This is a genomic window from Nonomuraea sp. NPDC049400 (genome assembly GCF_044466425.1).
Lineage (GTDB): Bacteria > Actinomycetota > Actinomycetes > Streptosporangiales > Streptosporangiaceae > Nonomuraea.
The window spans coordinates 34,945-58,805 of sequence record NZ_JBITMP010000043.1; the positions used below are offsets into that span (position 1 = coordinate 34,945).

At 69.1% G+C, this 23,861-nt stretch carries 24 protein-coding genes; 14 read left to right on the plus strand and 10 right to left on the minus strand.

What is annotated here, in order from left to right; all coding sequences use genetic code 11:
- The first annotated feature begins 98 nt into the window (after positions 1-98).
- Positions 99-536: a sterol carrier family protein gene (locus ACIBVN_RS44550; RefSeq protein ID WP_397146352.1), complete on the plus strand. Its 438-nt coding sequence runs from the start codon at positions 99-101 to the stop codon at positions 534-536.
- Here the strand turns inward: ACIBVN_RS44550 and ACIBVN_RS44555 are convergent.
- Entirely contained in the window at positions 533-1,543 is a 1,011-nt protein-coding gene (locus ACIBVN_RS44555; RefSeq protein ID WP_397146353.1) for a hypothetical protein, read from the minus strand. The genes ACIBVN_RS44550 and ACIBVN_RS44555 overlap by 4 nt on opposite strands.
- Before the next feature lie 225 nt (positions 1,544-1,768).
- On the opposite strand from ACIBVN_RS44555, the gene purF reads away from it, so the two are divergent.
- Both purF and purM read left to right on the plus strand, forming a co-directional pair.
- Positions 1,769-3,205, plus strand: a complete 1,437-nt coding sequence (gene purF / locus ACIBVN_RS44560) for an amidophosphoribosyltransferase (RefSeq protein ID WP_397146354.1) — start codon at positions 1,769-1,771, stop codon at positions 3,203-3,205.
- Positions 3,202-4,227 (plus strand): phosphoribosylformylglycinamidine cyclo-ligase, encoded by a 1,026-nt coding sequence (purM, locus tag ACIBVN_RS44565; RefSeq protein WP_397146355.1) that lies wholly within the window; start codon positions 3,202-3,204, stop codon positions 4,225-4,227. The genes purF and purM overlap by 4 nt, the downstream gene beginning before the upstream one ends.
- Positions 4,228-4,386: 159 nt before the next feature.
- On the opposite strand, the gene ACIBVN_RS44570 is transcribed toward purM, so the two are convergent.
- Together ACIBVN_RS44570 and ACIBVN_RS44575 are read right to left on the minus strand one after the other, a co-directional pair.
- A complete protein-coding gene (locus ACIBVN_RS44570; protein ID WP_397146356.1) occupies positions 4,387-4,617 on the minus strand; it encodes a DUF3073 domain-containing protein in 231 nt (76 codons plus the stop codon).
- A 150-nt stretch (positions 4,618-4,767) separates the two neighbouring features.
- Positions 4,768-5,847: a Glu/Leu/Phe/Val dehydrogenase gene (locus tag ACIBVN_RS44575; RefSeq protein ID WP_397146357.1), complete on the minus strand. Its 1,080-nt coding sequence runs from the start codon at positions 5,845-5,847 to the stop codon at positions 4,768-4,770.
- A 107-nt stretch (positions 5,848-5,954) separates the two neighbouring features.
- On the opposite strand from ACIBVN_RS44575, the gene ACIBVN_RS44580 reads away from it, so the two are divergent.
- Together ACIBVN_RS44580 and bldC are read left to right on the plus strand one after the other, a co-directional pair.
- Positions 5,955-6,818, plus strand: coding sequence for a hypothetical protein (locus tag ACIBVN_RS44580; RefSeq protein ID WP_397146358.1), 864 nt, complete (start codon positions 5,955-5,957; stop codon positions 6,816-6,818).
- A gap of 322 nt (positions 6,819-7,140) precedes the next feature.
- Positions 7,141-7,344: a developmental transcriptional regulator BldC gene (gene bldC / locus ACIBVN_RS44585; protein ID WP_013133571.1), complete on the plus strand. Its 204-nt coding sequence runs from the start codon at positions 7,141-7,143 to the stop codon at positions 7,342-7,344.
- 121 nt (positions 7,345-7,465) lie between these two features.
- Here bldC and ACIBVN_RS44590 read toward each other — a convergent pair whose 3' ends face one another.
- Positions 7,466-8,116 (minus strand): TetR/AcrR family transcriptional regulator, encoded by a 651-nt coding sequence (locus ACIBVN_RS44590; RefSeq protein ID WP_397146359.1) that lies wholly within the window; start codon positions 8,114-8,116, stop codon positions 7,466-7,468.
- 155 nt (positions 8,117-8,271) lie between these two features.
- Here ACIBVN_RS44590 and ACIBVN_RS44595 point away from each other — a divergent pair, with 155 nt between their 5' ends.
- The 4 genes from ACIBVN_RS44595 (at position 8,272) to ACIBVN_RS44610 (ending at position 12,281) form a co-directional block, all read left to right on the plus strand.
- Complete coding sequence (locus tag ACIBVN_RS44595) at positions 8,272-9,321, plus strand: LacI family DNA-binding transcriptional regulator (protein ID WP_397146360.1); 1,050 nt, start codon at positions 8,272-8,274, stop codon at positions 9,319-9,321.
- Between the two features lie 214 nt (positions 9,322-9,535).
- A complete protein-coding gene (locus ACIBVN_RS44600; RefSeq protein WP_349454252.1) occupies positions 9,536-9,784 on the plus strand; it encodes a hypothetical protein in 249 nt (82 codons plus the stop codon).
- Positions 9,785-9,879: 95 nt separating this feature from the next.
- Positions 9,880-10,692: an N-acetylmuramoyl-L-alanine amidase gene (locus ACIBVN_RS44605; protein WP_397146361.1), complete on the plus strand. Its 813-nt coding sequence runs from the start codon at positions 9,880-9,882 to the stop codon at positions 10,690-10,692.
- Positions 10,689-12,281: a beta-N-acetylhexosaminidase gene (locus tag ACIBVN_RS44610; protein WP_397146362.1), complete on the plus strand. Its 1,593-nt coding sequence runs from the start codon at positions 10,689-10,691 to the stop codon at positions 12,279-12,281. Before ACIBVN_RS44605 ends, ACIBVN_RS44610 begins: the two co-directional genes overlap by 4 nt.
- Position 12,282: 1 nt before the next feature.
- On the opposite strand, the gene ACIBVN_RS44615 is transcribed toward ACIBVN_RS44610, so the two are convergent.
- Genes ACIBVN_RS44615 through ACIBVN_RS44625 form a run of 3 tightly spaced genes read right to left on the minus strand, consistent with a single transcriptional unit; the run spans position 12,283 to position 14,556 of the window.
- Positions 12,283-12,837: a GNAT family N-acetyltransferase gene (locus ACIBVN_RS44615; protein WP_397146363.1), complete on the minus strand. Its 555-nt coding sequence runs from the start codon at positions 12,835-12,837 to the stop codon at positions 12,283-12,285.
- 9 nt (positions 12,838-12,846) lie between these two features.
- Positions 12,847-13,899, minus strand: coding sequence for a quinone-dependent dihydroorotate dehydrogenase (locus ACIBVN_RS44620; RefSeq protein ID WP_397146364.1), 1,053 nt, complete (start codon positions 13,897-13,899; stop codon positions 12,847-12,849).
- A gap of 6 nt (positions 13,900-13,905) precedes the next feature.
- Positions 13,906-14,556 (minus strand): response regulator, encoded by a 651-nt coding sequence (locus ACIBVN_RS44625; RefSeq protein WP_397146365.1) that lies wholly within the window; start codon positions 14,554-14,556, stop codon positions 13,906-13,908.
- A gap of 19 nt (positions 14,557-14,575) precedes the next feature.
- Here ACIBVN_RS44625 and ACIBVN_RS44630 point away from each other — a divergent pair, with 19 nt between their 5' ends.
- Positions 14,576-14,950, plus strand: a complete 375-nt coding sequence (locus ACIBVN_RS44630; RefSeq protein ID WP_397146366.1) for a tautomerase family protein — start codon at positions 14,576-14,578, stop codon at positions 14,948-14,950.
- A gap of 20 nt (positions 14,951-14,970) precedes the next feature.
- Positions 14,971-16,350, plus strand: a complete 1,380-nt coding sequence (gene lpdA / locus ACIBVN_RS44635; RefSeq protein ID WP_397146367.1) for a dihydrolipoyl dehydrogenase — start codon at positions 14,971-14,973, stop codon at positions 16,348-16,350.
- 75 nt (positions 16,351-16,425) lie between these two features.
- Here the strand turns inward: lpdA and ACIBVN_RS44640 are convergent, their stop codons facing one another.
- On the minus strand, positions 16,426-16,890 hold the full coding sequence (locus ACIBVN_RS44640) for a DUF1772 domain-containing protein (protein WP_397146368.1): 465 nt from the start codon (positions 16,888-16,890) through the stop codon (positions 16,426-16,428).
- 155 nt (positions 16,891-17,045) lie between these two features.
- Here ACIBVN_RS44640 and ACIBVN_RS44645 point away from each other — a divergent pair, with 155 nt between their 5' ends.
- Complete coding sequence (locus tag ACIBVN_RS44645) at positions 17,046-17,525, plus strand: hypothetical protein (RefSeq protein ID WP_397146369.1); 480 nt, start codon at positions 17,046-17,048, stop codon at positions 17,523-17,525.
- A gap of 126 nt (positions 17,526-17,651) precedes the next feature.
- On the plus strand, positions 17,652-18,380 hold the full coding sequence (locus tag ACIBVN_RS44650; protein ID WP_397146370.1) for a hypothetical protein: 729 nt from the start codon (positions 17,652-17,654) through the stop codon (positions 18,378-18,380).
- On the opposite strand, the gene ACIBVN_RS44655 is transcribed toward ACIBVN_RS44650, so the two are convergent.
- Positions 18,377-19,234, minus strand: coding sequence for a fructosamine kinase family protein (locus tag ACIBVN_RS44655; RefSeq protein ID WP_397146371.1), 858 nt, complete (start codon positions 19,232-19,234; stop codon positions 18,377-18,379). The two genes, ACIBVN_RS44650 and ACIBVN_RS44655, sit on opposite strands and share 4 nt — an antisense overlap.
- Before the next feature lie 114 nt (positions 19,235-19,348).
- On the opposite strand from ACIBVN_RS44655, the gene ACIBVN_RS44660 reads away from it, so the two are divergent.
- The gene (locus ACIBVN_RS44660; protein WP_397146372.1) at positions 19,349-21,388 is read left to right on the plus strand and encodes a cellulose binding domain-containing protein; all 2,040 of its coding nucleotides are present in this window, start codon (positions 19,349-19,351) and stop codon (positions 21,386-21,388) included.
- Positions 21,389-21,434: 46 nt separating this feature from the next.
- On the opposite strand, the gene ACIBVN_RS44665 is transcribed toward ACIBVN_RS44660, so the two are convergent.
- On the minus strand, positions 21,435-23,861 hold the full coding sequence (locus ACIBVN_RS44665; protein ID WP_397146373.1) for a hypothetical protein: 2,427 nt from the start codon (positions 23,859-23,861) through the stop codon (positions 21,435-21,437).

A 23,861-nucleotide genomic window follows, 5' to 3' on the forward strand; every position in this document is an offset into this window, starting at 1 on the left:
TGCGCGGTTGTACCGCCGGGAGGTTACGGTCACTGGCGAAACCTGAGGTGAACGACGACCTCCGTCTTGATGAACGCTTCCAGGGAGACAATGGTGGGGTGCCATCACGCAAACCGGATCTGGAAAAGCTGAGATCAGCGCTCGACGGCCAGCTCGTCGCCCTTGACGAGCCGCCCTACGACGGTCCCGCGTCATCGCTCCCCGACGCGCTCGTGGCCGCCGTGCTGGCCGCCTACGACCGCGGGATCCAGCCCGAGCGCGACGCGGCCAGGCAGGCTGTGCGCCATCTGCTCGACAGGCTGGCGACCGCCGCGCCGGGCAGGACCGTCGAGGTACGCGTCCCGCCGTACGCCGCCGTCCAGGCCATCGAGGGCCCCCGCCACACCCGGGGCACGCCGCCGAACGTGGTCGAGACGGACGGGCGCACCTGGATCGAGCTGGCCCTGGGCCGGCTGACCTGGGCAGAGGCCATGGCGAAAGGCCTGGTGTCGGCCAGCGGGGCGCGGGCGGACCTGTCGGAGCATCTGCCGCTCTAGCGGTTGCCGGTCATCCAGGGGAACTTCTGCTCGAAGCACCTGTCGGCGAGCTGGCCGGGCAACTGCGCGCATTCCTGGACGACGTTCCAGAACCAGATGGCCACGATCGCGAAGAGGACGAGCGAGAGCGCGCTGATCACGATGCCGGCTATGGCGCGGCCCTTGCCGGCGCGCTTGGCGAGCGCCACGCAGCCGAAGACGATCGACAGGATGGCGGTGATCAGTCCGGTGAAGCAGACGAACACCAGGAACGGGCTGGCCACGCCGAGCACCAGCGACGCGGTGGCCAGGCCGCTGCCGGGCTGTGCCTGCTGGTACGGGGCGCCGTAGGGCGCTCCCGCGGGTGGCGGGCCGTAGCCGGGCGGGCCGCCGTACGGGCTGGAGGGCATGGTGCCGGGGACGGTCGGCTGCTGGTCCTGTGGCGTGCCGTACGCGCCGTGGTACGGCTCTCCGCCGGGCATGCCCTGGCCGGGCGGCTGGCCTCCCCCTGGCGGCGGAGTGACGCCCCCGGGCGGGGTCGCCCCGGACGGCGCGCCTTGTCCCGGTGGGGTGCCTTGTCCCGGTGGGGTGAAGGACGGCTGCTCGCCCTCCTCGTAGCGCGACGGCGTCGGCTTGGCCGGCGGCTCCCCCTCGCCGGGGGCGCCTCCCCAGCCGGGGTACGCCGGCGTGGCCCCGGGGACCGGGAACGCCTGGGTCTTCTCGGCGTCGCCACCGACGGGCGGCGGGGTCTCGGGCGAAGTCGGCAGATCGGGATGGGCCGGCTCACCGCCCGGTCTCGGCTCGTGCGTCGGCGGCACGTCAGGCGGCGGGACCACGGGCGGCACGGGGGCGATCGGCTCCTCACCCTCCTCAGGGCGCTCTCCGCCCTGCCCAGGACGCTCGTCCTCAGCAGGCTCCCCCTCGCGCCACCAGTCAGGCGCGTGCTGGCCGGGCTCTTCCTCTTCCCGACGGCCTTCGCGCGGGTCCTGCCCCGGGCGGGGCTCGTTCGGGTCCCCAGATGTGGTCACGTCTGCGTCTCCCCGACGGGTCTGCATGCCGGATACTTCACCCTTTCGCGGAGGGGGTCGGCTAAACCAGGCGACACGGTAAAAGGCCGCCCATACTTCCGTCTCCATCCGCCAAAACGGCAGGCGACGGCCGTCCGCCTGTACCTGGGATCCGCCGCGAACCACAGCCGCTGATATCGCCCCCGGGTGTGCGAGCACAGAAGCCGTCAACCTAGACTGAGGCATGTGCTGAAGGGCGACGGCCGGCTCGGCCATGACCTGGACCCCCATGACCGCGCTCCCAAGGACGCCTGTGGCGTCTTCGGCGTCTGGGCTCCGGGCGAGGAAGTTTCCAAACTCACCTACTACGGGCTGTACGCGTTGCAGCACCGCGGCCAGGAGTCCGCGGGCATCGCGGTCAGCGAGGGCAGCCGTATTCTCGTCTACAAGGACATGGGCCTGGTCTCCCAGGTCTTCGACGAGTCGGTGCTCAGCACCCTGCGCGGCCACCTGGCCATCGGCCACTGCCGCTACTCCACCACCGGGTCGAGCGTGTGGGAGAACGCGCAGCCCACGCTGAGCTCCACCGAGGTCGGCGGGCTCGCGCTCGCCCACAACGGCAACCTCATCAACACCCCCGAGCTGGCCCAGCGCCTGGCTCCGGGCTCCATCCGCGCGACGACCGACACCGAGGTCCTGACCACGCTGCTCGCGCAGGACCGCAGCCGTTCCGTCGAGGACACGGCGGCGGAGCTGCTGCCGCAGGTCAAGGGTGCCTACTCGCTCGTGTTCATGGACGAGAAGACCCTCTACGCCGCCCGCGACCCGCAGGGCATCCGCCCGCTGGTCCTGGGCCGGTTGGAGCGGGGCTGGGTGGTGGCCTCCGAGACGGCCGCGCTCGACATCGTGGGCGCCACGTTCATCCGCGAGATCGAGCCGGGCGAGCTGCTCACCATCGACGAGAGCGGTGTCAGGTCGCGCAAGTTCGCCCTGGCCGAGCCGAAGGGCTGCCTCTTCGAGTACGTCTACCTCGCCCGCCCCGACACCACCATCGCCGGGCGTGGCGTGCAGGTCACCCGGGTCGAGGTCGGCCGCGTGCTGGCCCGCGAGCACCCGGTCGAGGCCGACCTGGTCATCCCCACGCCGGAGTCCGGCACCCCCGCCGCCGTGGGCTACGCCCAGGAGAGCGGGATCCCGTACGGGCAGGGGCTGGTCAAGAACTCCTACGTGGGCCGCACGTTCATCCAGCCCTCGCAGACCATCCGCCAGCTCGGCATCCGGCTGAAGCTCAACCCGCTGCGCGAGGTGGTCGAGGGCAAGCGGCTGGTGGTCGTGGACGACTCGATCGTGCGCGGCAACACGCAGCGGGCCATCGTCCGCATGCTGCGCGAGGCCGGCGCGCGGGAGGTGCACGTACGCATCTCCTCGCCGCCCGTGGCCTGGCCGTGCTTCTACGGCATCGACTTCGCCACCAGGGCGGAGCTGATCGCGGGGTCGCTGACCGTCGAGGAGATCCGGGCCTCGCTCGGCGCCGACACGCTCGGCTACATCTCCCTGGAGGGCCTGACCAAGGCCACCACCATCCCCGCGGAGCGCCTGTGCAGGGCCTGCTTCGACGGCTCCTACCCCATTCCCATCGACCAGGACAATGTGGGCAAGTTCGTGCTGGAGAGCAAAGCGTGAGTACCTATGAGGCCGCCGGAGTGGACATCGCCGCGGGCGAGCGCGCCGTCGACCTGATGAAGGACAAGGTGGCCGCCTCGCGGCGGCCCGAGGTCGTCGACGACGCCAGCGGGTTCGCCGGGCTGTTCGACGCCTCGGCGCTGCTGCTCTACCGGCGGCCGCTGCTCGCCACCTCCACCGACGGCGTGGGCACCAAGGTCATGATCGCCCAGCGGTACGGCAAGCACGACACGATCGGCATCGACCTGGTCGGCATGGTCCTCGACGACCTGGTGGTGTGCGGGGCCGAGCCGCTGTTCATGACCGACTACATCGCCTGCGGGAAGGTGGTGCCCGAGCGCGTCGCCGAGATCGTCGGCGGCGTGGCCGAGGGCTGCCGCCTGGCGGGAGCCGCGCTGGTGGGCGGCGAGACGGCCGAGCACCCGGGTGCGATGGGGCCGGACGAGTACGACCTGGCCGGGGCGGGCACGGGCGTGGTCGAGGCCGACGCCATGCTGGGGCCCTCGCGGGTCCAGGCGGGCGACGCCGTGCTGGGGCTGGCCTCCTCCGGGATCCACTCGAACGGCTACTCGCTGGTGCGCCACGTGCTGCGCGAGGCCTCGCTCTCCCTCGACGCGGTGCTGCCCGAGCTGGGCCGGCCGCTGGGCGAGGAGCTGCTCGAGCCCACCAGGATCTACTCGCTCCACTGCCTGGAGCTGGCCAAGGCCGTCGACGTGCACGCCTACGCGCACATCACGGGCGGCGGCATCGAGGGCAACCTGTCGCGTTCGCTGCCGGGGCATCTGGACGCCGTGCTGGACCGGTCCTCGTGGACGCCGCCGGCCGTCTTCGGCGTGCTGGCCGGGCACGGCGACATCGCGCAGGCGGACCTGGACCGCACGTTCAACCTCGGGGTGGGGATGGCCGCCGTGGTGGCCGCCGACTCCGCGGACGAGGCCGTCCGGGTGCTCGCGGCCCGGGGCGTGGACGCCTGGGTGATGGGTGAGATCGTCCCCGGGAACGGACGGGCGCGCTACCGGTAAAACGAGCTGAGCCCCCGGCCCATCGACGGGCGGGGGCTCAACGCGTGAAGAACGACCACGTGACGAAAGCCCCACGGTTGCCCGTGGGGCCCGACGAGCATGGGCGAAGATCCGGCGCGGCCCCGCGCCGGGCCTTCGTCACATCAACCAGAAGGACGGCTACCTACGACCGGAAGGACGGCCATCGTCGTCGTCTCCGGCGCCGTAGTCATCGGCGTAATCGGCATAGCGATCCGCCAGCTCATCGTTGAGGTCGTCGGCGTCGTCACTGCGGCTGGAGTCTCCGACCCCGAGTTCGTCGCGAAGACGGTCAAGATCCGTGCCACCGCTGTTGTACTTCAGCTGGCGAGCAACCTTGACCTGCTTGGCCTTTGCTCGGCCGCGCCCCATTGGCTCGACCCCCTCGTGTGGGGTCGTCCCCGACCCCTCGTCGCTAACGCACCACACACTGACGCCGCTCTCTTTGGGCGTCAGCCTATCGTTCGCCTATTACCGTACCTGTTTTGTGCCCAGCTCGGTACGCCGTATGGGCGCGGGGCGTCAGCGGCCCAGCCAAATGCCCCGAATACGCCCGACTTCCGACATTCTGCGCTCGGCTAGCCTATCCGCTGCGACGGCGGGAGGAACGCCCTCATCGGCCGCGATTCGGAAGATCTTCAGAGTCGTGTCATAGATCTGGGTCGCCTTCGACCTGGCTCTCTCCATGTCGAAGCCCTCGATCTCGTCCGCGACCTGGATCACACCCCCGGCGTTGACGACGTAGTCGGGCGCGTACAGGATGCCGCGCTCGGCGAGCTGCTTCTCCACGCCGGGATGGGCGAGCTGGTTGTTGGCCGCGCCGCAGACGATCTTCGCCCGGAGCCTGGCGACCATGGCGTCGTCGAGGACGCCCCCCAGCGCGCACGGCGAGAACACGTCGATGTCGGAAGCGGTCAGCTCCGCCACGTCGGCCACCACGTCCACCTCCGGCCTGCGCTGGCGCACCCGCTCGACCGCCCTGGGATCGACGTCGCAGATCACCACCTCGGCGCCGTCTTCGCGCAGGAGCTCGACCAGGCGGTGGCCCACCTTGCCGACCCCTTCGACGCCGACCCGCCTGCCGTGCAGCGACGGCGTGCCGTACGCGCGCTCGGCCGAGGCCCGCATGCCCTGGAACACACCGAAGGCCGTGAGGATGGAGGAATCACCCGCCCCGCCGTGCGCCAGGGTGCGGCCGGTCACGAAGCGGGACTCGCGCGCGACGACGTCCATGTCCTCGCTGTAGGTGCCCACGTCGCACGCTGTGATGTAACGGCCGCCGAGCGACTGCACGAACCGCCCGTACGCGCGCAGCAGCGCCTCGCTCTTGTCGCGTGCCGGGTCGCCGATGATGACGGCCTTGCCGCCGCCCAGGTCGAGGCCGGCCAGCGCGTTCTTGTAGGCCATGCCCTTGGCGAGGTTGAGCACGTCGGCCAGGGCCGCGCTCTCGCTCTCGTACGGGTAGAACCGCGTGCCTCCCAGGGCCGGGCCCAGCGCCGTGTTGTGGATGGCGATGATGGCACGCAGGCCGCTCTGCTCGTCGGCGCAGAACACGACCTGCTCGTGGACGTCCTTGTGGGACGAGCCGAAGACGTCGGTCACTGTGGTGACTCCCTGTCCGGTCCGCCGCACCTTTGCGGCGGAGATCACGTCTCAGCGTAGTAAGCCTCAACGGTGCACGCAGGTTCGCTTCGTGACACGATGCCTCCGTGCTGCCCTATGCCGCCTACCTCCGCGTCTATGAGCCACTGACCGCGTTCGCCGAGTCCGAGCGCAAGGTGTGGGCCGACTACGCCGACTCACGTGACCGCCCGCGACGCGCGAACGCGCTCAATGCGGAGCACGACGAGTCGGTGATGCGCCTTCTCGGCATGCCCCCTCAACCCGTTCCCGCCCAGGAGAGCCCCAACGCCTATCTGAGGCGCGTTGAGGACCGTCTATACGTATGCCCTTGGCAAACCCGTCTGCGCTCGTGGCTGGCCTTCTCAAGGCTGCGTGGCACCACTCCTGTGAAACTGATGGACCGCCTTGTGCCCAAGGCGATCGCGGACCAGACCGTGGACGACTTCGACCGGTACAAACGGCAGGCCGGTTCGTCCGCGTTGCGCACCCACATTCGCACCACGGCGTGGCATGTGCCGCCATCGTGGTTCGTGCCGTTTGATGGGAACGAGCGCTGGCTGGTGCTCGGCTCCTCCACTCCTGGACAGGACGTGACGACGACTACCGGACGTAACCTGATCTACGTCACCTCCATGGCACAGGCCAGGAGGCGGACGGCTCGCGCGCTCGGCGTGCTGCGCAGGCACCTGGGGGATGTCGCGGCCAACTTCGACGTGGAGGACGTCGCCAGGTGGCTGGAGGAGTTCCATCCCCACTCTCTGGTCGAGCTCGACTACGGCGGGCTCGTTCACCTCATGGACGACGACGCCCTGCAGGCGGACCAGTCGGTCGCCGAGCTGGCGGCCGCTCTGACGGGCCTGGACACGGGTCAAGAAGAACTTGCCTACGCCATGTACCAGAGGGTGATCCTCCGGTGGAAGTCAATGCAACAGCTGGAATCTGCCAACTGAGGCCCAATACGACCGTCTGACCTGCATGAGTAGGTCACGTCTCGCGGCTGCTCTCTTCTGCGAACTGAGTAGTTTGCCGTTTTCACTGCGATACCACGAACCGTGTCGCTAGAATCACCGAGCGTGACATCCCCATGGGGGCGGGCAGTTGGGTCAAAGAAGGGCTCGCCAATCGCTCTGCGTGGCGGTATGGTCACATCGGGTGATGCCGCATATGGCTCGGAAAAGCCGCACGCTCTGCGCCATAGGGGGACATCCGTGACACGCGCAAAGGCAGTCACAGGATCGCTAAGCCGGTCCACACGGAGGAGAGGCCGCACAAATGTCAGCTCGTACACCCGAGGCCGAGCCACTGCTCACGCCCGCCGAGGTCGCGACCATGTTCAGGGTCGACCCCAAGACCGTTACGCGGTGGGCAAAGGCGGGTAAGTTGACGTCGATTCGCACCCTCGGCGGTCATCGGCGTTACCGGGAGACCGAGGTCCGGGCACTGCTCGCGGGCATTCCGCAGCAGCGCTCGGAGTAAGTGAGGGGTCGTCACGAACCTCAGGGGGGTTTGGTGAGCCAGGCCGACGGCCTGGTCCACCACTGTGACGACAACGTCGCACGGGAGAGGTGGCGCCGCCCGCCCGGCGCCATTCTTCTCGCTACACCAAGCGTTCGAGCAGCCTGGACACGTCGCCGTCGTGCGCGGCGGCCACGCGGAGCAGCGCGACCATGTGATCGACGAGCAGCTTCTCCAGCGTCGGGCGTTCGATGTCGCGATGCTCGAGCCAGTCGAGGCCGGCAGTCTCCACTGAGGCGATCCACGACCGCACGGTCATGCGGAGCACCGGGCTCGGCTCGTCGACGCTCATCTGCTTCTGGATCAGGCGGAAGAGGCGCTGGCGCACCCCGTCGACGATCTCACCGACCTCGCCCGCCCTGTTGGCGGGACCGCCACGCAGCAACGCGGCGAAACCGGTCGCGTGCTCCTCGACGAAGTCGAAGTAGCGTCTGAGCCCCGAGGCCAGCTCGTCGAGCGGCCTGCCGCCCTCTTGAGGACGCAGCCGGGACTCCAGCTGCTCCGCCGCGCTCCTCAGCGCGGCCACATAGAGCTCCTGTTTGCCACCGAAGTAGTGGTAGACCAGGGCCCGCGAAGCTCCTGCCGCGGAGGCCACGTCGTCGATCGAGACGTCTTCCGCGTCGCGGGTGCTGAACAGCTCGAGCGCGGCCGCCATCAGCTCCTCGCGACGCCGGTCGACGCTGAGCCTGCGCCGCGCCGGCCGTGCCGTCTCGGCTGACTTCCCGGGTGTCACACCTGCACAGTAGCCGACGCCATGCCATCGGCTGACGTGTGGATATCCGGTCAATATCGGCATCCCTGAGTCAATCAGTGACGGAGGCCGTACCCTGCGGCTAACTCGATCGTTTGGTCAGACAGGTGCCCATATCCGCATCGCGGGGGAGACACATGTCAGGACCGCCCGTCAACACTTCAACCATTACTGAGCTCAGAGAGGTAGACACACTGCCTCGGCCCAGACCGACCATTCGCAACGTCGCCGAACGAGCCGGCGTCTCGAAATCGCTGGTCTCTCTCGTACTGCGCGGATCCCCGCACGTGAGCGAGCACCGGCGCCAGGCCGTGCTGCAGGCCGCCCGCGAACTCGGCTACCGGCCGAACGCGGTCGCGCGGAGCCTGGTGGAAGGCCGTACGCATCTGGTGGGCGCGCTCGTCGCCGACCTGCACAATCCGTTCTACGCCGAGTTCCTCGACGGCCTGCAGGAGAGCCTGCACGGCGACGGGCTGCGCATGCTCATCGGGAACAGCCAGTGGGACCCGGCCTTCGAGGACGAGGCCGTCGAGGCCTTCCTCGAGCTCCGGGTGGACGGGCTGGTCCTCCTGGGCATCGCGCCGACCAGCGAGACGCTGATCGAGGCCACCGCCTACACCCCGACCGTCGTCGTAGGGGAACGTGACATCGAGCTCGACGGCGTCGACATCGTGGTCGACGACGACCAGCTCGGCGCCCGACTGGCCATCGATCACCTGGTCGAGCTGGGCCACAAGCGCATCGCGCACATCGAGGGCCGCCGGTCGTCGCGCTGCGAGGGCTACCTCGTGGCGATGCGCAGGCACTCGCTGGCGCCGTACATCATGGTCGAGGCCGCGGACTCGACCGAGGAGAGCGGCAAGGAGGCGGCGCTCGCGCTGCTGACCCGCGATCCGAGGCCCACGGCGATCTTCGCCGCCAATGACGTGGTGGCGCTCGGCGTGCTGGCCGCCGCGGGCGAACTGGGCCTGAGCGTCCCGGGCGACCTCTCGGTCGTCGGCTACGACAACACGCACCTGGCGGCCTCGCATCACGTGTCGCTCACCTCCGTCGACCAGGCCCGCCGCTCCATGGGCAGGTCTGCGGCGGCGCTGCTGAGCGACCGGATCGGGGATCCCGCCAAGGTCTCCCGCATGCGGGAGATCCACCCCGAGCTGATCGTGCGACGGAGCACGGGCCCCGCCTGAGACGAATGAGAAATCTGCAAAGCTGACTGCCGCCGAGACGAGGATCACGCAAGCGACGGTAGGGCGGCAGTCTGCTGGGCAGGTTTCTTGTTCGCAGAGCCCCAAAGCTGGGTCAAGCCGCGCGGAGACCTGGCCGCGCGGCTGTTTACTCGTCAGGGTCATGCTAATTGTGGCCGGATTCACTCCGGTCACGATCTGATCCGGGGGAACAGTTATGCGTGATCCGGAACTGGTGTCTTGCGCCCAGCGCGCGGCGGCCGAGCTCGAGCGTGCCTGGGGGCACTGGCGGGCGGGAAGGGGCCGGGGCAACGACGGCACCGCGGAGTCGGTCGCCAGCTACGTCGCCCACTCCCTCGACCACCCATGGGGGCGGCCCCGCGTCGTCCTCGGGCTCGACGCCGAGGACGCACGGGAGCTGGCCGCCCTGCTGGAGCGGCAGGAGGTCGGCGAGCACGTCTGGTGAGGGCGTGCGCTCGCAGAGGACGTACGGCCCCCTCCACCCCGCCGTCATCGGCATAAAACGGGTTTGTGCGCCGGGCTTGTCGTAAGTTGGATGCCATGCGTGCTCTGCCAGCCTCAGTACTCGCCGCTTGCGGCCTGATCGCCTCCGCGTGTGGCGGCACCGGATCCGGTGGCGCCGCCGCAGGTCAGGCCGCTCCCGCGACCGTCGTGGAGCAGGCTCCCGCCAAGCAGGCCCCGCCAAGCGCCAAGCCGCTCGACGGCAAGGTCGTCGTGATCGACCCCGGCCACAACGGCGGCAACTACCGCGATCCGAAGGCCATCAACCGCAAGGTCAACGTGCTGACCCAGTGGAAGGCCTGCGACACGACGGGCACCCAGACCAACAGCGGCTACACCGAGGCCGCCTTCACGTGGGACGTCTCACAGCGGCTCGTCAAGATCCTCGAAGAGCGCGGGGCCAAGGTCAAGCTGACCAGGACCGGCAACGACGGCGTCGGCCCCTGCATCACCCAGCGGGCCGCGATCGGCAACAAGGCCGAGGCCGACGCGGCGATCTCCATTCACGGCGACGGGTCGGCCCCGGGCAACCGCGGCTTCCACATCATCATGCCGAAGAAGATCAACGGCCCTGTGGACAAGGTCGTGGGCGCCTCGAGCAGGCTGGGGATCGACGTACGAAACGCCTACGCCAAGGGCACCGGCATCCCGTACTCCAACTACATCGGCCGCAACGCGCTCGACTACCGCAACGACCTCGGCGGGCTCAACCTGTCCACGGTGCCGAAGATCTTCATCGAGTGCGGCAACATGCGCAACGCCGGCGACGCGGCCAAGATGCAGGATCCGAAGTTCCGGCAGAAGGTCGCGGTGGCGTTGGCGAACGGATTGCAGCACTATCTCAAAGCATGATTCCTCGCCCAGAGCTGCTCACCGAGCTTTCCGGTTCCTTCGAGCTGACCTCGGGCGCGACCGTGTCCGGCGACCTGGTCGACGCCGTACGCCTCGCGCTGCCCAGGCTGGACCTGCGTCCCGGCGACTCGGGTGAGATCGACGTACGACGGGATCCGGGGCTGGGCGAGGAGGCGTACCGGCTGACGGCCGGCTCGCGGGGCGTGGAGATCATGGCCGGCGGGCGTGCGGGGGCCTTCTACGCGGCGCAGTCACTGCACCAGTTGCTGCCCGGCGCCTCCTACCGCTTCTCCACCGCAGCCTCGTGGCCCGTGCCCGGGGTGCGGATCGAGGACGCGCCGCGGTTCGCCTGGCGCGGGCTGCACCTGGACGTGGCGCGGCATTTCTTCCCCAAGCGGGAGATACTCCGCCTGATCGACCTGATGGCGGTGCACAAGCTCAACCGCCTCCACCTCCATCTGGTGGACGACCAGGGGTGGCGGGTGGAGAGCCGGGCGTACCCGCTGCTGCACGAGGTCTCCTCGCACCGTCCGCGCACGATGACCAACTTCCACCGGGAGCCGGTGGCGTACGACGAGGTCCCGCACGGCGGCTACTACACGCTCGACGACCTGGCGGAGATCGGCGCCTACGCCCGCGCCCGCTGCGTCACGATCGTTCCCGAGATCGACGTGCCGGGGCACGCGTCGGCGATCCTGGCGGCGTACCCGGCGCTCGGGGCCACCGGGGAGCCGTACGACGTGCTCGACCGGTGGGGCATCTCCTCCGCGATCCTGTCGCCGCTGCCGCCGACCGTCGAGTTCCTGACCACGATCTTCGACGAGCTGATCGGGGCGCTCGGCGAGACGCCCTACGTGCACATCGGCGGCGACGAGGTCGTGCTGGACCACTGGAGCGAGTCGGCGGAGATCGTCGCGTACCGTGACTCGCTCGGGCTGGCTTCCTCCAACGACCTGCAGGCGTGGTTCCTGCGGCGGCTCGCGGACGCGCTGGCCGAGCGGGGCGCGCGGGCCGTGGTGTGGGACGAGGCGTTCGTCAGCGGCGGGCTGCGCCAGGACACCCTGGTCATGCCGTGGCGGGGCATGGGCGTGGGCCGGCGGGCCGCCGCGGCGGGTCACGACGTGGTGGCGACCCCGGTGTTCCCGCTGTACTTCGACTACGCCGAGTCGTCATCCGCCGACGAGCCGATGGCCATCGGGGACGCGATCACTGTCTCCGACGTGGCCGCCTTCGACCCCGCGCCCGCCTCGTGGACGGACAGGGAGCGTGCCCGGGTCGTGGGGATGCAGGCGCAGCTCTGGACCGAGCGCGTGCCGGACGCCCGTACGGTGGACTACCGCCTGTGGCCGCGGGCCTGCGCCCTGGCGGAGGTGGCCTGGGCGGGGTCGTCCTCTGACAGCTTCACCGGGCGGTTGGAGGAGCACCTGGGGCGGCTGGACGCGATCGGGGTGGAGTACCGGCCTCTCGCCGGGCCGCACCCGTGGCAGCGGCGGCGCCCGCACCGGCCCGGCGTGGTGAACGTCTCCGACGTGATGGCCCGCATCGACGCCATGACCCACGACGCGGAGTCGACCCGGCCGAGCCTGTGACTCAGGGTGCCGGGCGGTCGTTGAGAATGCGCTGGAAGAGGCGGTGGTCCTGCCACCTGCCGTCGATCGCGAGGTAGCGCTCCGCGGTGCCGTACGGCTCGAACCCGGCCTTGAGCAGCACGTTCTGCGAGGCCACGTTGTCCAGCAACGTGCTCGCCGCGATCCTGTGCAGCCCGAGCTCCTGGTCGGCGATGCGGCACACCTCCCGCACGGCCGCGGTGGCCAGGCCGCGGCCGGTGTAGTCGCCGTCGATCCAGTAGCCGAGGTCGGCGCTGAGCCAGGGGCCGCGGACGATGCCGCTGAGCGTCATGCGGCCCACGATCTTGTCGCCGTCCACGAGCACCCAGGGCATCGTGCGGCCCTCCGCCTGCTGCTCCAGCAGGTCCTTGAGCCGCATGGCCTGGCCCGGCAGGGTGAAGAAGTCCGCCGGCCTGCGGGGCTCCCATGGCTTCAGATGGTCACGGTTGCGGATGTAGGCGTGCAGGAGGGCCTCGGCGTCCTGCACGGCGGCAGGTCGCATGACGACGCCGTCCGAAAGTGGTACGTCTTCGATCACCTGCCTAGATTAGGCCGTGCGGCCGATGGCGTCGGTGATGGACTTCAGTCCGTGGCGGCGTACGCGTCTGGAGAGCTGGCGGTGGATGCGCGAGGCCCAGAGCGGGCCGCCGTAGATCCAGCCCGTGTAGCCCTGGACCAGGGTCGCCCCGGCCAGCAGGCGCTCCCAGACGTCGTCCACGTCCTCCACGCCGCCCACCGACACCAGCGTGAGGCGGTCGCCGACCTTGGCGCGCAGGCGCCTGAGCACCTCCAGCGAACGGCCCTTGAGCGGACGGCCCGACAGCCCGCCCGTCTCGCCGCCGTGCCTGATCGTGGTGTTGGTGGCGATGATCCCGTCCAGGCCCAGCTCCACCGCCAGGTCGGCGACCGCGTCCACGTCCTCGTCGGCGAGGTCGGGCGCGATCTTAACCAGCAGCGGCGTGGAGCGGGGCGTCGCGTCCGCGACCTCCTTGACCGCGGTGAGCAGCGGCCGCAGCAGCGAGACCGCCTGGAGGTCGCGCAGGCCCGGCGTGTTGGGCGAGCTGACGTTGACCACGAGGTAGTCGGCCAGCGGGGCGAGCTCCTTGGCGCTGGCCACGTAGTCGGCCACGGCCCCCGACTCGGGCACCACCTTGGTCTTGCCGATGTTCACCCCGACCACGACGGGGACGCCGCGGGCGCGGCGCAGCCTGCGGGCGGCGGCCGCGGCTCCGGCGTTGTTGAAGCCCATCCGGTTGATCAGGGCGCGCTCCCGCACCAGCCTGAACAGGCGCGGGCGCGGGTTTCCCGGCTGGGCGTGCGCGGTGATCGTGCCGACCTCGACGTGGCCGAAGCCGAGCGCGGCGATGGCCTCGGCACACGCGGCGTCCTTGTCGAAGCCGGCGGCCAGCCCGAGCGGGCCGGGGAAGTGCACGCCGAACGCGGTCACCCGCAGGGCCGGGTCGTGCGGGGCGAGCGCCCGGTGGAGCAGCCGCTTGAGCACGGGCAGCCGGGCGAGGAGCGCGAAGGCGCTCACGGTGAGATGGTGCACGGCCTCGGCGTCGAAACGCCGCAAGACCTGCGTGAACACGAGGCGATACATCACGGGTCAGGCTACCAACCCGGCCTCGTGGGCGATGATCGCGGCCTGCACGCGGTTGCGCACGTCGAGACCGGTGAGGATGGCGCTCACGTACGCCTTCACCGTGCCTTCGACGATGTGCAGCTCGCGGGCGATCTCGGCGTTGGACATGCCCGCGCCGAGCAGGGCGAGCACGTCGCGCTCGCGGTCGGTGAGCGCCTCGATGCGGTCGCGGGCCCTGGCGCCCTTGGCCATCCTGCCGCCGGCGAGCTGCGCGATCACCCGCTGCGCGACCTTCGGCGACAGGTACGCCGCCCCCTCGGCCACCGCGTGGATCCCGGCGATCAGCTCGCGCGGGTCGCCCGACTTGAGCAGGAACCCGCTCGCCCCCACGTCGAGCGCCTTGGCGATGTAGTCGTCCTCCCCGAATGTGGTCAGCATCACCACGGCCGTCCGCGGCGCGACCCTGCGCAGCTCCCCCGCCGCGGCCAGCCCGTCGAGCCTGGGCATGCGGATGTCGAGCAGCGCCACGTCGGGGCGGTGGCTGATGGCCAGATCGACGGCCTGCCTGCCGTCGCCCGCCTCGGCCACCACCTCCAGCGACGGGTCGGACTCGAGTATCGCCCTGACCCCGGCGCGGATCATGGCCTCGTCGTCGGCCAGGAGTATGCGGATCACGACCTCTATATTGGCCGATATGGCACAGGTGAAGGTGTACGGGCGCAGGGACGTGTGGGCAGGACGGCAGCGGGAGATCTCCGATCTGGTGCAGTCGTGCCTGGTGAGCGCGTGGGGTCTGCCGCCGGAGAAGCGGTTCCACCGGTTCCTGCTGCTGGACGGGGACGACTTCGTCTGCCCGGCGCGCAGTGACAATTACCTCATCATCGAGGTGATCTGCTTCACCGGGCGCAGCGACGACGCCAAGCGGGCGCTGATCCGGGAGATCTACGACAAATCCGGCTACGACCCGGAGGACGTGGAGATCACCATCATCGAGATGCCCAAGACGAACTGGGGCATCCGCGGGGTGCCCGCCGACGAGCTGACCCTCTCGTACAAGGTCGATGTCTAGCGGACGGTATGGTCCGACTCATGAGCACTCACTATGACGTCGTCGTCCTCGGCGCGGGTCCGGGAGGGTACACGGCCGCGGTCCGCGCCGCCCAGCTCGGACTGCGCACCGCGGTCGTCGAGGAGAAGTACTGGGGTGGCGTCTGCCTGAACGTGGGCTGCATCCCGTCCAAGGCGCTGCTGCGCAACGCCGAGCTGGCCCACATCTTCAACAACGAGGCCAAGACGTTCGGCATCAGCGGCCAGGTCAGCTTCGACTACGGGGCGGCCTTCCAGCGCAGCCGCAAGGTGGCCGACGGGCGGGTCAAGGGCGTTCACTACCTGATGAAGAAGAACGCCATCACGGAGTACGACGGGCGCGGCACGTTCCTGGACGCGAACACGATCCAGGTGAACGGCGAGACGATCACGTTCTCCCACTGCATCATCGCGGCGGGGGCGACCACTCGTCTGATCCCCGGCACGCAGTTGTCGGAGCGCGTGGTGACGTACGAGGAGCAGATCCTCACCGAGGAGCTGCCGCGCAGCATCATCATCGCGGGCGCCGGCGCGATCGGGGTGGAGTTCGCGTACGTGCTGCACAACTACGGCGTCAAGGTGACGATCGTGGAGTTCCTCGACCGGATCGTGCCGCTGGAGGACGAGGAGGTGTCGGCCGAGCTGGCCAAGCGCTACAAGCGGCTCGGCATCGAGGTGCTGACCTCGACCCGCGTGGACGCCATCGAGGACTCCGGCGCCTCCGTCAAGGTCACCGTCACCAGGGGCGACCAGACGCAGGTGCTCGAGGCCGACAAGGTGCTGCAGGCCATCGGGTTCCAGCCGCGCGTCGACGGCTACGGTCTGGAGAAGACCGGCGTGGCGCTGACCGACCGGGGCGCCATCGCGGTGGACGGGCGCTGCCGTACGAGCGTGCCGCACATCTTCGCCATCGGCGACGTGACCGCCAAGCTCATGCTGGCGCACGCCGCGGAGTCCATGGGCATCATCGCCGCCGAGACGATCGCCGACGCGGAGACCATGGAGCTCGACTACGTGATGATCCCGCGCGCGACGTACTGCCAGCCGCAGGTGGCGAGCTTCGGCTACACCGAGGCGCAGGCACGTGACCTGGGCTACGACGTGAAGGTGGCGAAGTTCCCGTTCACGGCGAACGGCAAGGCGCACGGGCTGGGCGACACGGCCGGGTTCGTCAAGATCATCAGCGACAACACGCACGGCGAGCTGCTCGGCGCCCACCTGATCGGACCCGAGGTCACCGAGCTGCTGCCGGAGCTGACGCTGGCCCAGCAGTGGGACCTTACGGTGCACGAGGTCGCGCGCAACGTGCACGCGCACCCCACGCTCGGGGAAGCCGTCAAGGAGGCGATCCACGGCCTGGCCGGCCACATGATCAACATGTAGCGGCCGGGAACACCGCCGGAGGTGGACAGGCATTTCCGGGTCTCGCCCGGCGATGCCTGTCCGGCACCACGGCGATCACTCCCAGAGGTAGAGCGCCGCGCCCAGGAGGGCCACGGCGAGTGCGCAGGCCCAGCCGCGGACGCTGTTCCAGCGGGTCCAGCGGGGCGAGTAGCCCGGCCAGTCCACGCTGCCCGCGTCGAGCGCGTTGTTCAACGGCACGTTGACCACGGCCGTCACCACGATCGAGCCGAGGAACCCGGCGACCGCGGCCGCGATGGCGAGGACGCCCGGCAGGCCGGCACCGGCCAGCAGCAGGAGGATCCCGGCGGCCAGCGCGACGACCGGCGACAGCGTGAACGTGGGCAGGAACCTCGGGTTGAGGATCTTCCTGTTGACGCTGCGCATGGCGGCGGCCGCCTGGTCCTTGTCGATGGCGTCGAGAGCCGGCGTCACCGCCGTCGAGAACGCGAAGTACAGGCCGGACATCAGGCCGTTGAGCACGAGGGCGAGGATCGCCACGATGGCCGCAAGTAAATCCATGCCGCAATGATCCTCCGCAGGCTTGATCACTTCCACGGAGTTTGGCATGGGCGCTTTCTCACGAGATCTTCAGAATTCGTACAGGAACCTCTGAAAGAGCCGGGAGAGCTTGGAGCCGACCGGAGATCCGCTCGCACCCGGATGGTGATCCCCGCATGGCCTCGACTTCGACCTCGACCACGCCAGAACTGGCTGCCCGCCCCAGCCTGGTCCGCCTCGGCCTCCTGGGACTGGTCGCGATCGGCATCCTGGGCGCCGCTCTCGAGCTCGCCTTCGAACGCCACTGGCAGAGCCCGGTGCAGCTGATCCCGTGGGCGGCTCTGGCGCTGCTCGGGCTCGCGCTCGCGCTGCTCGTCCTGCGTGACTCCCCTCGGACGACCACCGTGGTACGCGTGATCGCGCTGGCCGTCCTGCTCGCGTCCGCGTATGGCGTCTTCATGCACGTGTCCGTCAACCACGGCGCGGGCGCGGCCGATCCCGCGTGGGACACGCTCTCCCCGCTCACCCAATGGTGGTACGCGCTCACCAAGTCGGTCGGCCACGCGCCGCCGCTCGCGCCCGGCATGCTCGCCCAGAGCGCGCTCCTGCTCACGCTGGCCACGCTGACGTCCCGGCACCGTATGAACGGCCGTTGAACGCCCTTCTGCAAATTTCGGAACCTTTCCCGCATTTTTCGCGTCACACCCAAACAGGCGACTGTGACTTGTGAGGCTGGTGAGGTTCCAGTGACGTTAAGACGGATATTCATAGCGGCTGTGGCGATGGGCGCCACAGTGGTCAACGGGGCGGCGGCCGAGGCGGAGCCCCGCCCGGCGACTCCGGCGGTCACCGCGTCCACCCCCGCCGTCACCAGGCCGGCGGCGGTCGAGAAGGAGCCCGAGTGCCTTCGGCTCAAGGGCGCGGAGGCGTGCGTGGGCCCGGACGGGAGCGATCGGCCGGGCATCACGATCGAGGACACGGCGAACGACGACTTCCATCCCGCCGTCGAGTACTACCTCAACGGCTACCTGGGCACCAAGTACGTCATCCACAACCTGGGACGAGGGGGCGAGATCCGCGGTAACCGAGAAATCGGGAGGATCGTGACGTTCCGGGCGGCGCTTTACGAAGGGAATCATCGGGTCAAGTTCGGCCGGTGGAAAACCGTACGCAATATGACGAAATATCCGATTAAGCGGGAAACTCGGGTCACGCCCGCCGAGGCCCGGGCCCGATCCAAGACCTGCACCTCCACCAGGGGCGCCGCGACCGTGTGCTTCGGCGAGCAGAACACGTTCGTCTTCGCCTGCGACACGGGCGCCGACAAGTACCAGGCCCGCGCCCAATACTTCATCGCCGGAGACCCGAGCGCGCGTTTCGAGATCCACCAGCTGGCCGGGGTGAACACCTGCGGCAAGGCCGAGCACGGTGACCTGGCCGTCAGCATGTACCGCGCCTCGGTGTACAACCACAACCGGAGGGTCGCCACCAGGCTGTACAAGTACAACTAGGCGAAGGGCCTGATGATCTCGCGCACGACCGCGGCGCACTCAGGCGCGTTGTCGTCGTGCGCGATGCTGCTCAGCAGCTCGCGCAGGTGGAACACCGGCATGCGGTCCCGCCACCCGTCGGCCAGGCGCGCCGTGTCCGCGTACACCTCGAAGAACCGGTCCGCAGCAGGCGGGCGCGGCGAGAACCAGAGCATGCTGAGGTCGGCCTCCGCCCAGCTGTAGGAGACGGCCGGATCGATCAGCGCCGGGCCGCCGGTCCGGCCGCAGAGGATGTTCTCGAGCCACAGGTCGCCGTGCGTCAGCACCGGTGACTGTGGCGGGAGCAGCTCGGGGAGCGCGGCGCAGAGACGTTCGAGCGCCCGGCGCTCCTCGCGGTCGAAGGCCGCCTCCACCAGCGGCTCCGGCAGCCAGCGCAGGATCCTGCGCTGGGCGAAGAAGGCGTGCCCGTCCTCGTCCCAGGTGTTGTCCTGGTGCAGCCGCCCCAGCCAGCCGTCCCGGTGCCAGCCGAACCGGTCCGCCGTGGCGGTGTGGAGGGTGGCGACGGTGTGCGCCAGCCTCTCCCAGAAGCGCTCGTCGTCGTCGCGGCGCGGCGGCAGGGGTTCGAGCACGAGCAGATCGGCGGTGGCCGCCAGCACCTCGGGAGTGGTGGCGCCGCCCAGCTCGCGCAGCGCCCGCAGCCCTTCTGCCTCGACCTCGAACAGGTCCTGTACGGGCGTGCGCAGGGTCTTCGCGAACACGCGCGTTCCGTCGCGCAGGGTCGCGAGGCCCGCCAGCGCCACCACTCCCCCATTGGCCGTCTCCGCGGACACGGCGTCGAATCCGGCTTCCCGCAGCCGTACGAGTAGAAGATCCACAGCTGAAAGTTTCACCATTGTTTGACGGTTTGGCGAGACCCACTCATGATCATGGTGCCTCCTGGTCAGGAGGAGGCATCGAGTGAATTCCGCTGACCATGGCGAGGTACGCCGATGCCCCGAACGTTGTTACGAGCCGCGTCCGCCTTACTGCTGACGCTGACCGCACTGAACGCCCCCGTGGCGTACGCCGACGACGTCACCCCCGTCGCGGTGACCGTCAACACGCGCGCCGCTCTCGCGACCGTCCCCGAGACCGGCATCGGTTCCAACCATGCGATCTGGGACACGAACCTGGGCACTGACGAGACCGCCGACCGGCTCAAGGACGCGGGCGTGAAGCTCCTGCGTTACCCGGGCGGCTCCTACTCCGACATCTACCACTGGGCCGACCACACCGCTCCGGGCGGCTACGTGGCTCCCAACACCGACTTCGACACCTTCATGCGCGGGGTACGGCGTACCGGGGCGCAGGCGATGGTGACCGCCAACTACGGCACCGGCACCGCCGAGGAGGCGGCAGCCTGGGTGCGCCAGGCCAACGTCACCAAGGGCTACGGCATCAAGTACTGGGAGATCGGCAACGAGAACTACGGCAACGGCCACTACGGCGCCGCCTGGGAGGCCGACAACCACGCCGACAAGAGCCCGGCCGAGTACGCCCGCCACGTCGTGGCCTACGCGGACGCCATGAAGGCGGTCGATCCCACCATCAAGATCGGCGCGGTGCTGACCACGGCCGCCAACTGGCCCGACGCCATCGTCGCCGACGGCGACAGCGGCAGCTGGAACAAGGTCGTCCTGTCGACCGCCGGCCCGAAGATCGACTTCGTGATCGTGCACTGGTATCCGGGCGCCCTGGACAAGACCGGACATGTATCCGACATTGTCCAGCTCACCCGGCAGCAGATCGCGAAGTACGCGGGGACCGGCTCCGAGCGGATCGGCATCGCCATGACCGAGTTCAACACCGGGTCGAACAGCAACGGCACGAACACCCAGCCCGGCGCGCTGGCCGCCGCCGACTCGTACGCGACGCTGCTGGCGAACGGGGTGTTCACGGTCGACTGGTGGAACGTGCACAACGGCATCGGCACCGTCTCACAGGTCGAGGGGCACACCGACTACGGCGACTTCGGCCTGCTGTCCAGCGGGACGTGCACGTCCGACGGCAGCGTCTGCGAGCCGGCGCTCAACACGCCCTTCGCGCCGTACTACGCGCTCCAGATGGTGAGCAAGTTCGCCCGCCCGGGTGACCAGTTCGTCCGGGCCGCGACCGACCAGGCGAAGGTCAGCGCGCACGCCGCCCGCCGGCCCAACGGCGACCTGGCGGTCATGCTGATCAACACCTCGTCGGACACGTCATACCCCGTCGCGATCGACTACACGGGCTACAGCCCGGCCTCGGGGGCGCCCACCGTACTGACGCACACCAACGGCGCCACCGCCATCACCACCTCGAGCACCGGCAGCGCGACGAGCCAGACGCTCCCGCCGCTCTCCCTGACCACGCTCATCCTGCGCCCCGCCACACCCCAGAGCGGCGGCCCGGGCGCGCCAGGGCAGCCCACGGCCGCTCAGGTGACCGACAAGACCGCCACGATCTCCTGGCCCGCCGCCTCCCCCGGCTCCCGCCCGATCGCCAAGTACGAGCTCCACCGCCAGAACGGAGCCGTCAGCGAGCAGCTCGGGGAGACCACCGGGACCTCGTTCACGGTGCACAACCTCAAGCCGGGCACCCGCTACACGCTCAACGTGATCGCCAGGGACAGCGGCGGCGGCCTCTCCTGGGCCTCGCCACCGCTGACGTTCACCACCGGCACGCCCGCGGCCAGTTCCTGCTCGGTACGGCTCACCGTACAGACCGACTGGGCCAGCGGCTACGTCGGCGCCATCGACATCACCAACAACGGCGCCCCGATCAACGGCTGGACCCTGAACTTCAGCTGGCCCAGGACGTGGCAGAGCCTGGGCAGCGGCTGGAGCGCCGTCTGGACGCAGAACGGGCCGGACGTCAAGGTCGTCAACGAGTCCGGCAACGGCTCCCTCGCCACGGGGGCGTCCACCACGATCGGCTTCGTCGGCAACTACACCGGTCCGAACGTCCTGCCCGACGTCTTCACCCTCAACGGCACCGTCTGCACGACCCGGTAGCCAAGCGACCGTGGGGCCGCTCCTCGAGGAGCGACCCCACGGGTCCTCAACCAGAGTGCCTGGCGGATGATGTCCCGCTCATGAAGAACTTGATCTCGCTGACGGCCGCCAGAGCGGAATCGGGGGCGTCCACGCGAAGGCTCCACGTGGTGAAGGGCATGGGACGCACACCCTCCAGCCGTGAGTCGTAGATGACCTTCTTGCCCTCGTACTCGAAGGTGATGGCGTAGAGCTGACCGGAGAAGGCCCGCAGTCCGCCACCTGGTGCCCGGTCCTGGAAGCCCCCGCCGGCGTGCAGTTCGACCGAGACCTGGCTTTCCCCCGTGCCCACCAGCCACACGCGGACGCGGCTCAGGCGGACGAGGTCGTGTTTGGCCAAGACCGGCTCCGCCGGCTCCAGAGTGAACTTCCCCTCCTTCCTCGACACCAGGTCGGCGAAGAGCTCCTTGTGGTCCGCCTTTTTCAGGACCAGCGTCCGCTCGAAGTCGCCGATCACCGGCGGCCTGACCTCTGAGATCGCCCGCTCGACATCCGTCAGGGCTTCGCTCATCTGCGCGGCATCGGTCGGGACGGCCACCGGGGGCATACCCGGCGGCCAGGCCAGATGTTCGCAGAAGTACGCGGCCCGGTATCTGTGGAGGGCGGTGAAGAAGGACTGCCTCAGCTCGTAGAGCCGTGCGTCGCGGAGCGAGCGCAGCAGCTCGACCGCCTCGTCCTTCCGGGTCAGATCGTTGCGGAGCGCGGCGAGCGTGGCCTTCTTCTTCTGGATGCCGTCCTTGCGGATGAGCAGGGTCCCGAGCGCGCGCACCTGCTGGGCGAGCAACGCCTGCTGCTCGCAGAAGGCCCGCTGGTAGATCGAGTACTTCTGCACCGTGGTTCGATACGCGAGCACCGCGTCGACGACCGACGTGGTCGCCTCGGGATCACGGGTGATCTTCTCGAACTCCGCACCGGTCTCTGCGTCGAAGCTGTCCCACACGGCTTTGGACTCGATGACGGTGGGTACGCCCGCGGTCTGGCTGACCAGTTCCCCGATCTTCTCCACTGTGTTCAGCGGCTGGTTCACCTTCATGAGGGTTTTCGCGGCCGAGAGGATCCTCGTCGCTGCGGGCCCCATCGACTTCATGCTGTCCTGGAGTGCCTTCTTGTCGTCGTCGCTCCCGGACTCGTAGCCCCGGTACAGCCAGTACGGCGACGCGTAGAGGATCATGACTGTCGGCAACAGCTTGCCCGTGAGCTTCGCCGCTTGTCCGAACTTCGACATGGTGTTGAGGAAGGTCGCCGGATTCGCGGAGGCCACCGCCCCCGCCGCGGCCGGGTTGCCGACCACGCCACTGATCGCGACCCCGATCTGGACGACGCCCATCACGATCTCGAACGTCGCCTTCGTGATCTTGATGATCCGGTCCTGCGCCAGCTCACCCTCGAGCCGGATGCCCTTCAGCTTCGCGTCGAAGGCCTGGTTCTCCAGTTCCTTCGACACTCTTTCCAGGGTCGCGGTGGATTCGCCGATGAGTCTTCGTGCTTCGTCGATCTGTTGGTCGATGTCCTGGAGATCAACATCGTCCCGGCCCATCCACGCGCCCACGACCTCCGACACCACCTTGTGCAGGTCGTCCCGGACGCCGTCGAAGCCGCGGTCGAGCTCGTACTTCTTCGCGGTTTCGTACTGAGCGCGGGCCAGTCTCAGGTACCGGTCCGAGGTGAGAACCGGAAGGCTGTGGGTGGTGTGGCCGTCCCGAGTGACGGGAAGCAGCCGGCTCAGCGTGTCGGCGTCCTGGAAAAGCCTCGTGAGGTACGGCGACGGATACGCGGCCCAGCGGACGATCCAGCTCAGGATGGAACGCGCGAGTTCCTGTTCCTCCGGCCGCGGCACGTGTGCGCGCATGAGCCCCGCGGCCAGGTCGAAGCTCGCCGTGAGCACCTGACGGAGCGGGCTGGAGACGTCGAGCAGGTCGATCGCCAGCCTTCCCTGCCGCTCCACCAGGCCGTCGGCGTCGCAGGTGTACGACCGGTAGCGAAGCGGCTCCTCCCCCGGAGGTGCGATCACGCGCTTTTCGTCTTGCGTCCCGTATGCCCGTACCGTAAACGTCCCCGTGACCTCGTGGGCGAGAATGCGGAGCACAGGTTGCCGGGCCTTTTCCTTGTCGTACTTCAGGATCAGACCGGCGCCGTCTCCCTCGATCTCGATGGATCTGGCCACGATGCTGAGCAGGCCGAGGTCCTCACCCAGTAGTCGTCGTTTGAACGACGCGGGGATCCGGACTGTGTCGGCGAAGACGACGAGCGCGGTCGCCTTTTTCTCCTCGGCCTCCGCATAGACGGTCTCGAGATCGACGCACAGGTTTGCGGCTGTCAAGCGGCCGACGACTTTCGAATAACCCGGGCTCGTGATCGGGAACAACCGGTTCTCTTTCTCGAGCATCGACGTCACCCGGGCGTGGACGTCCGATGCGGTGGTGGATGCCGCCAT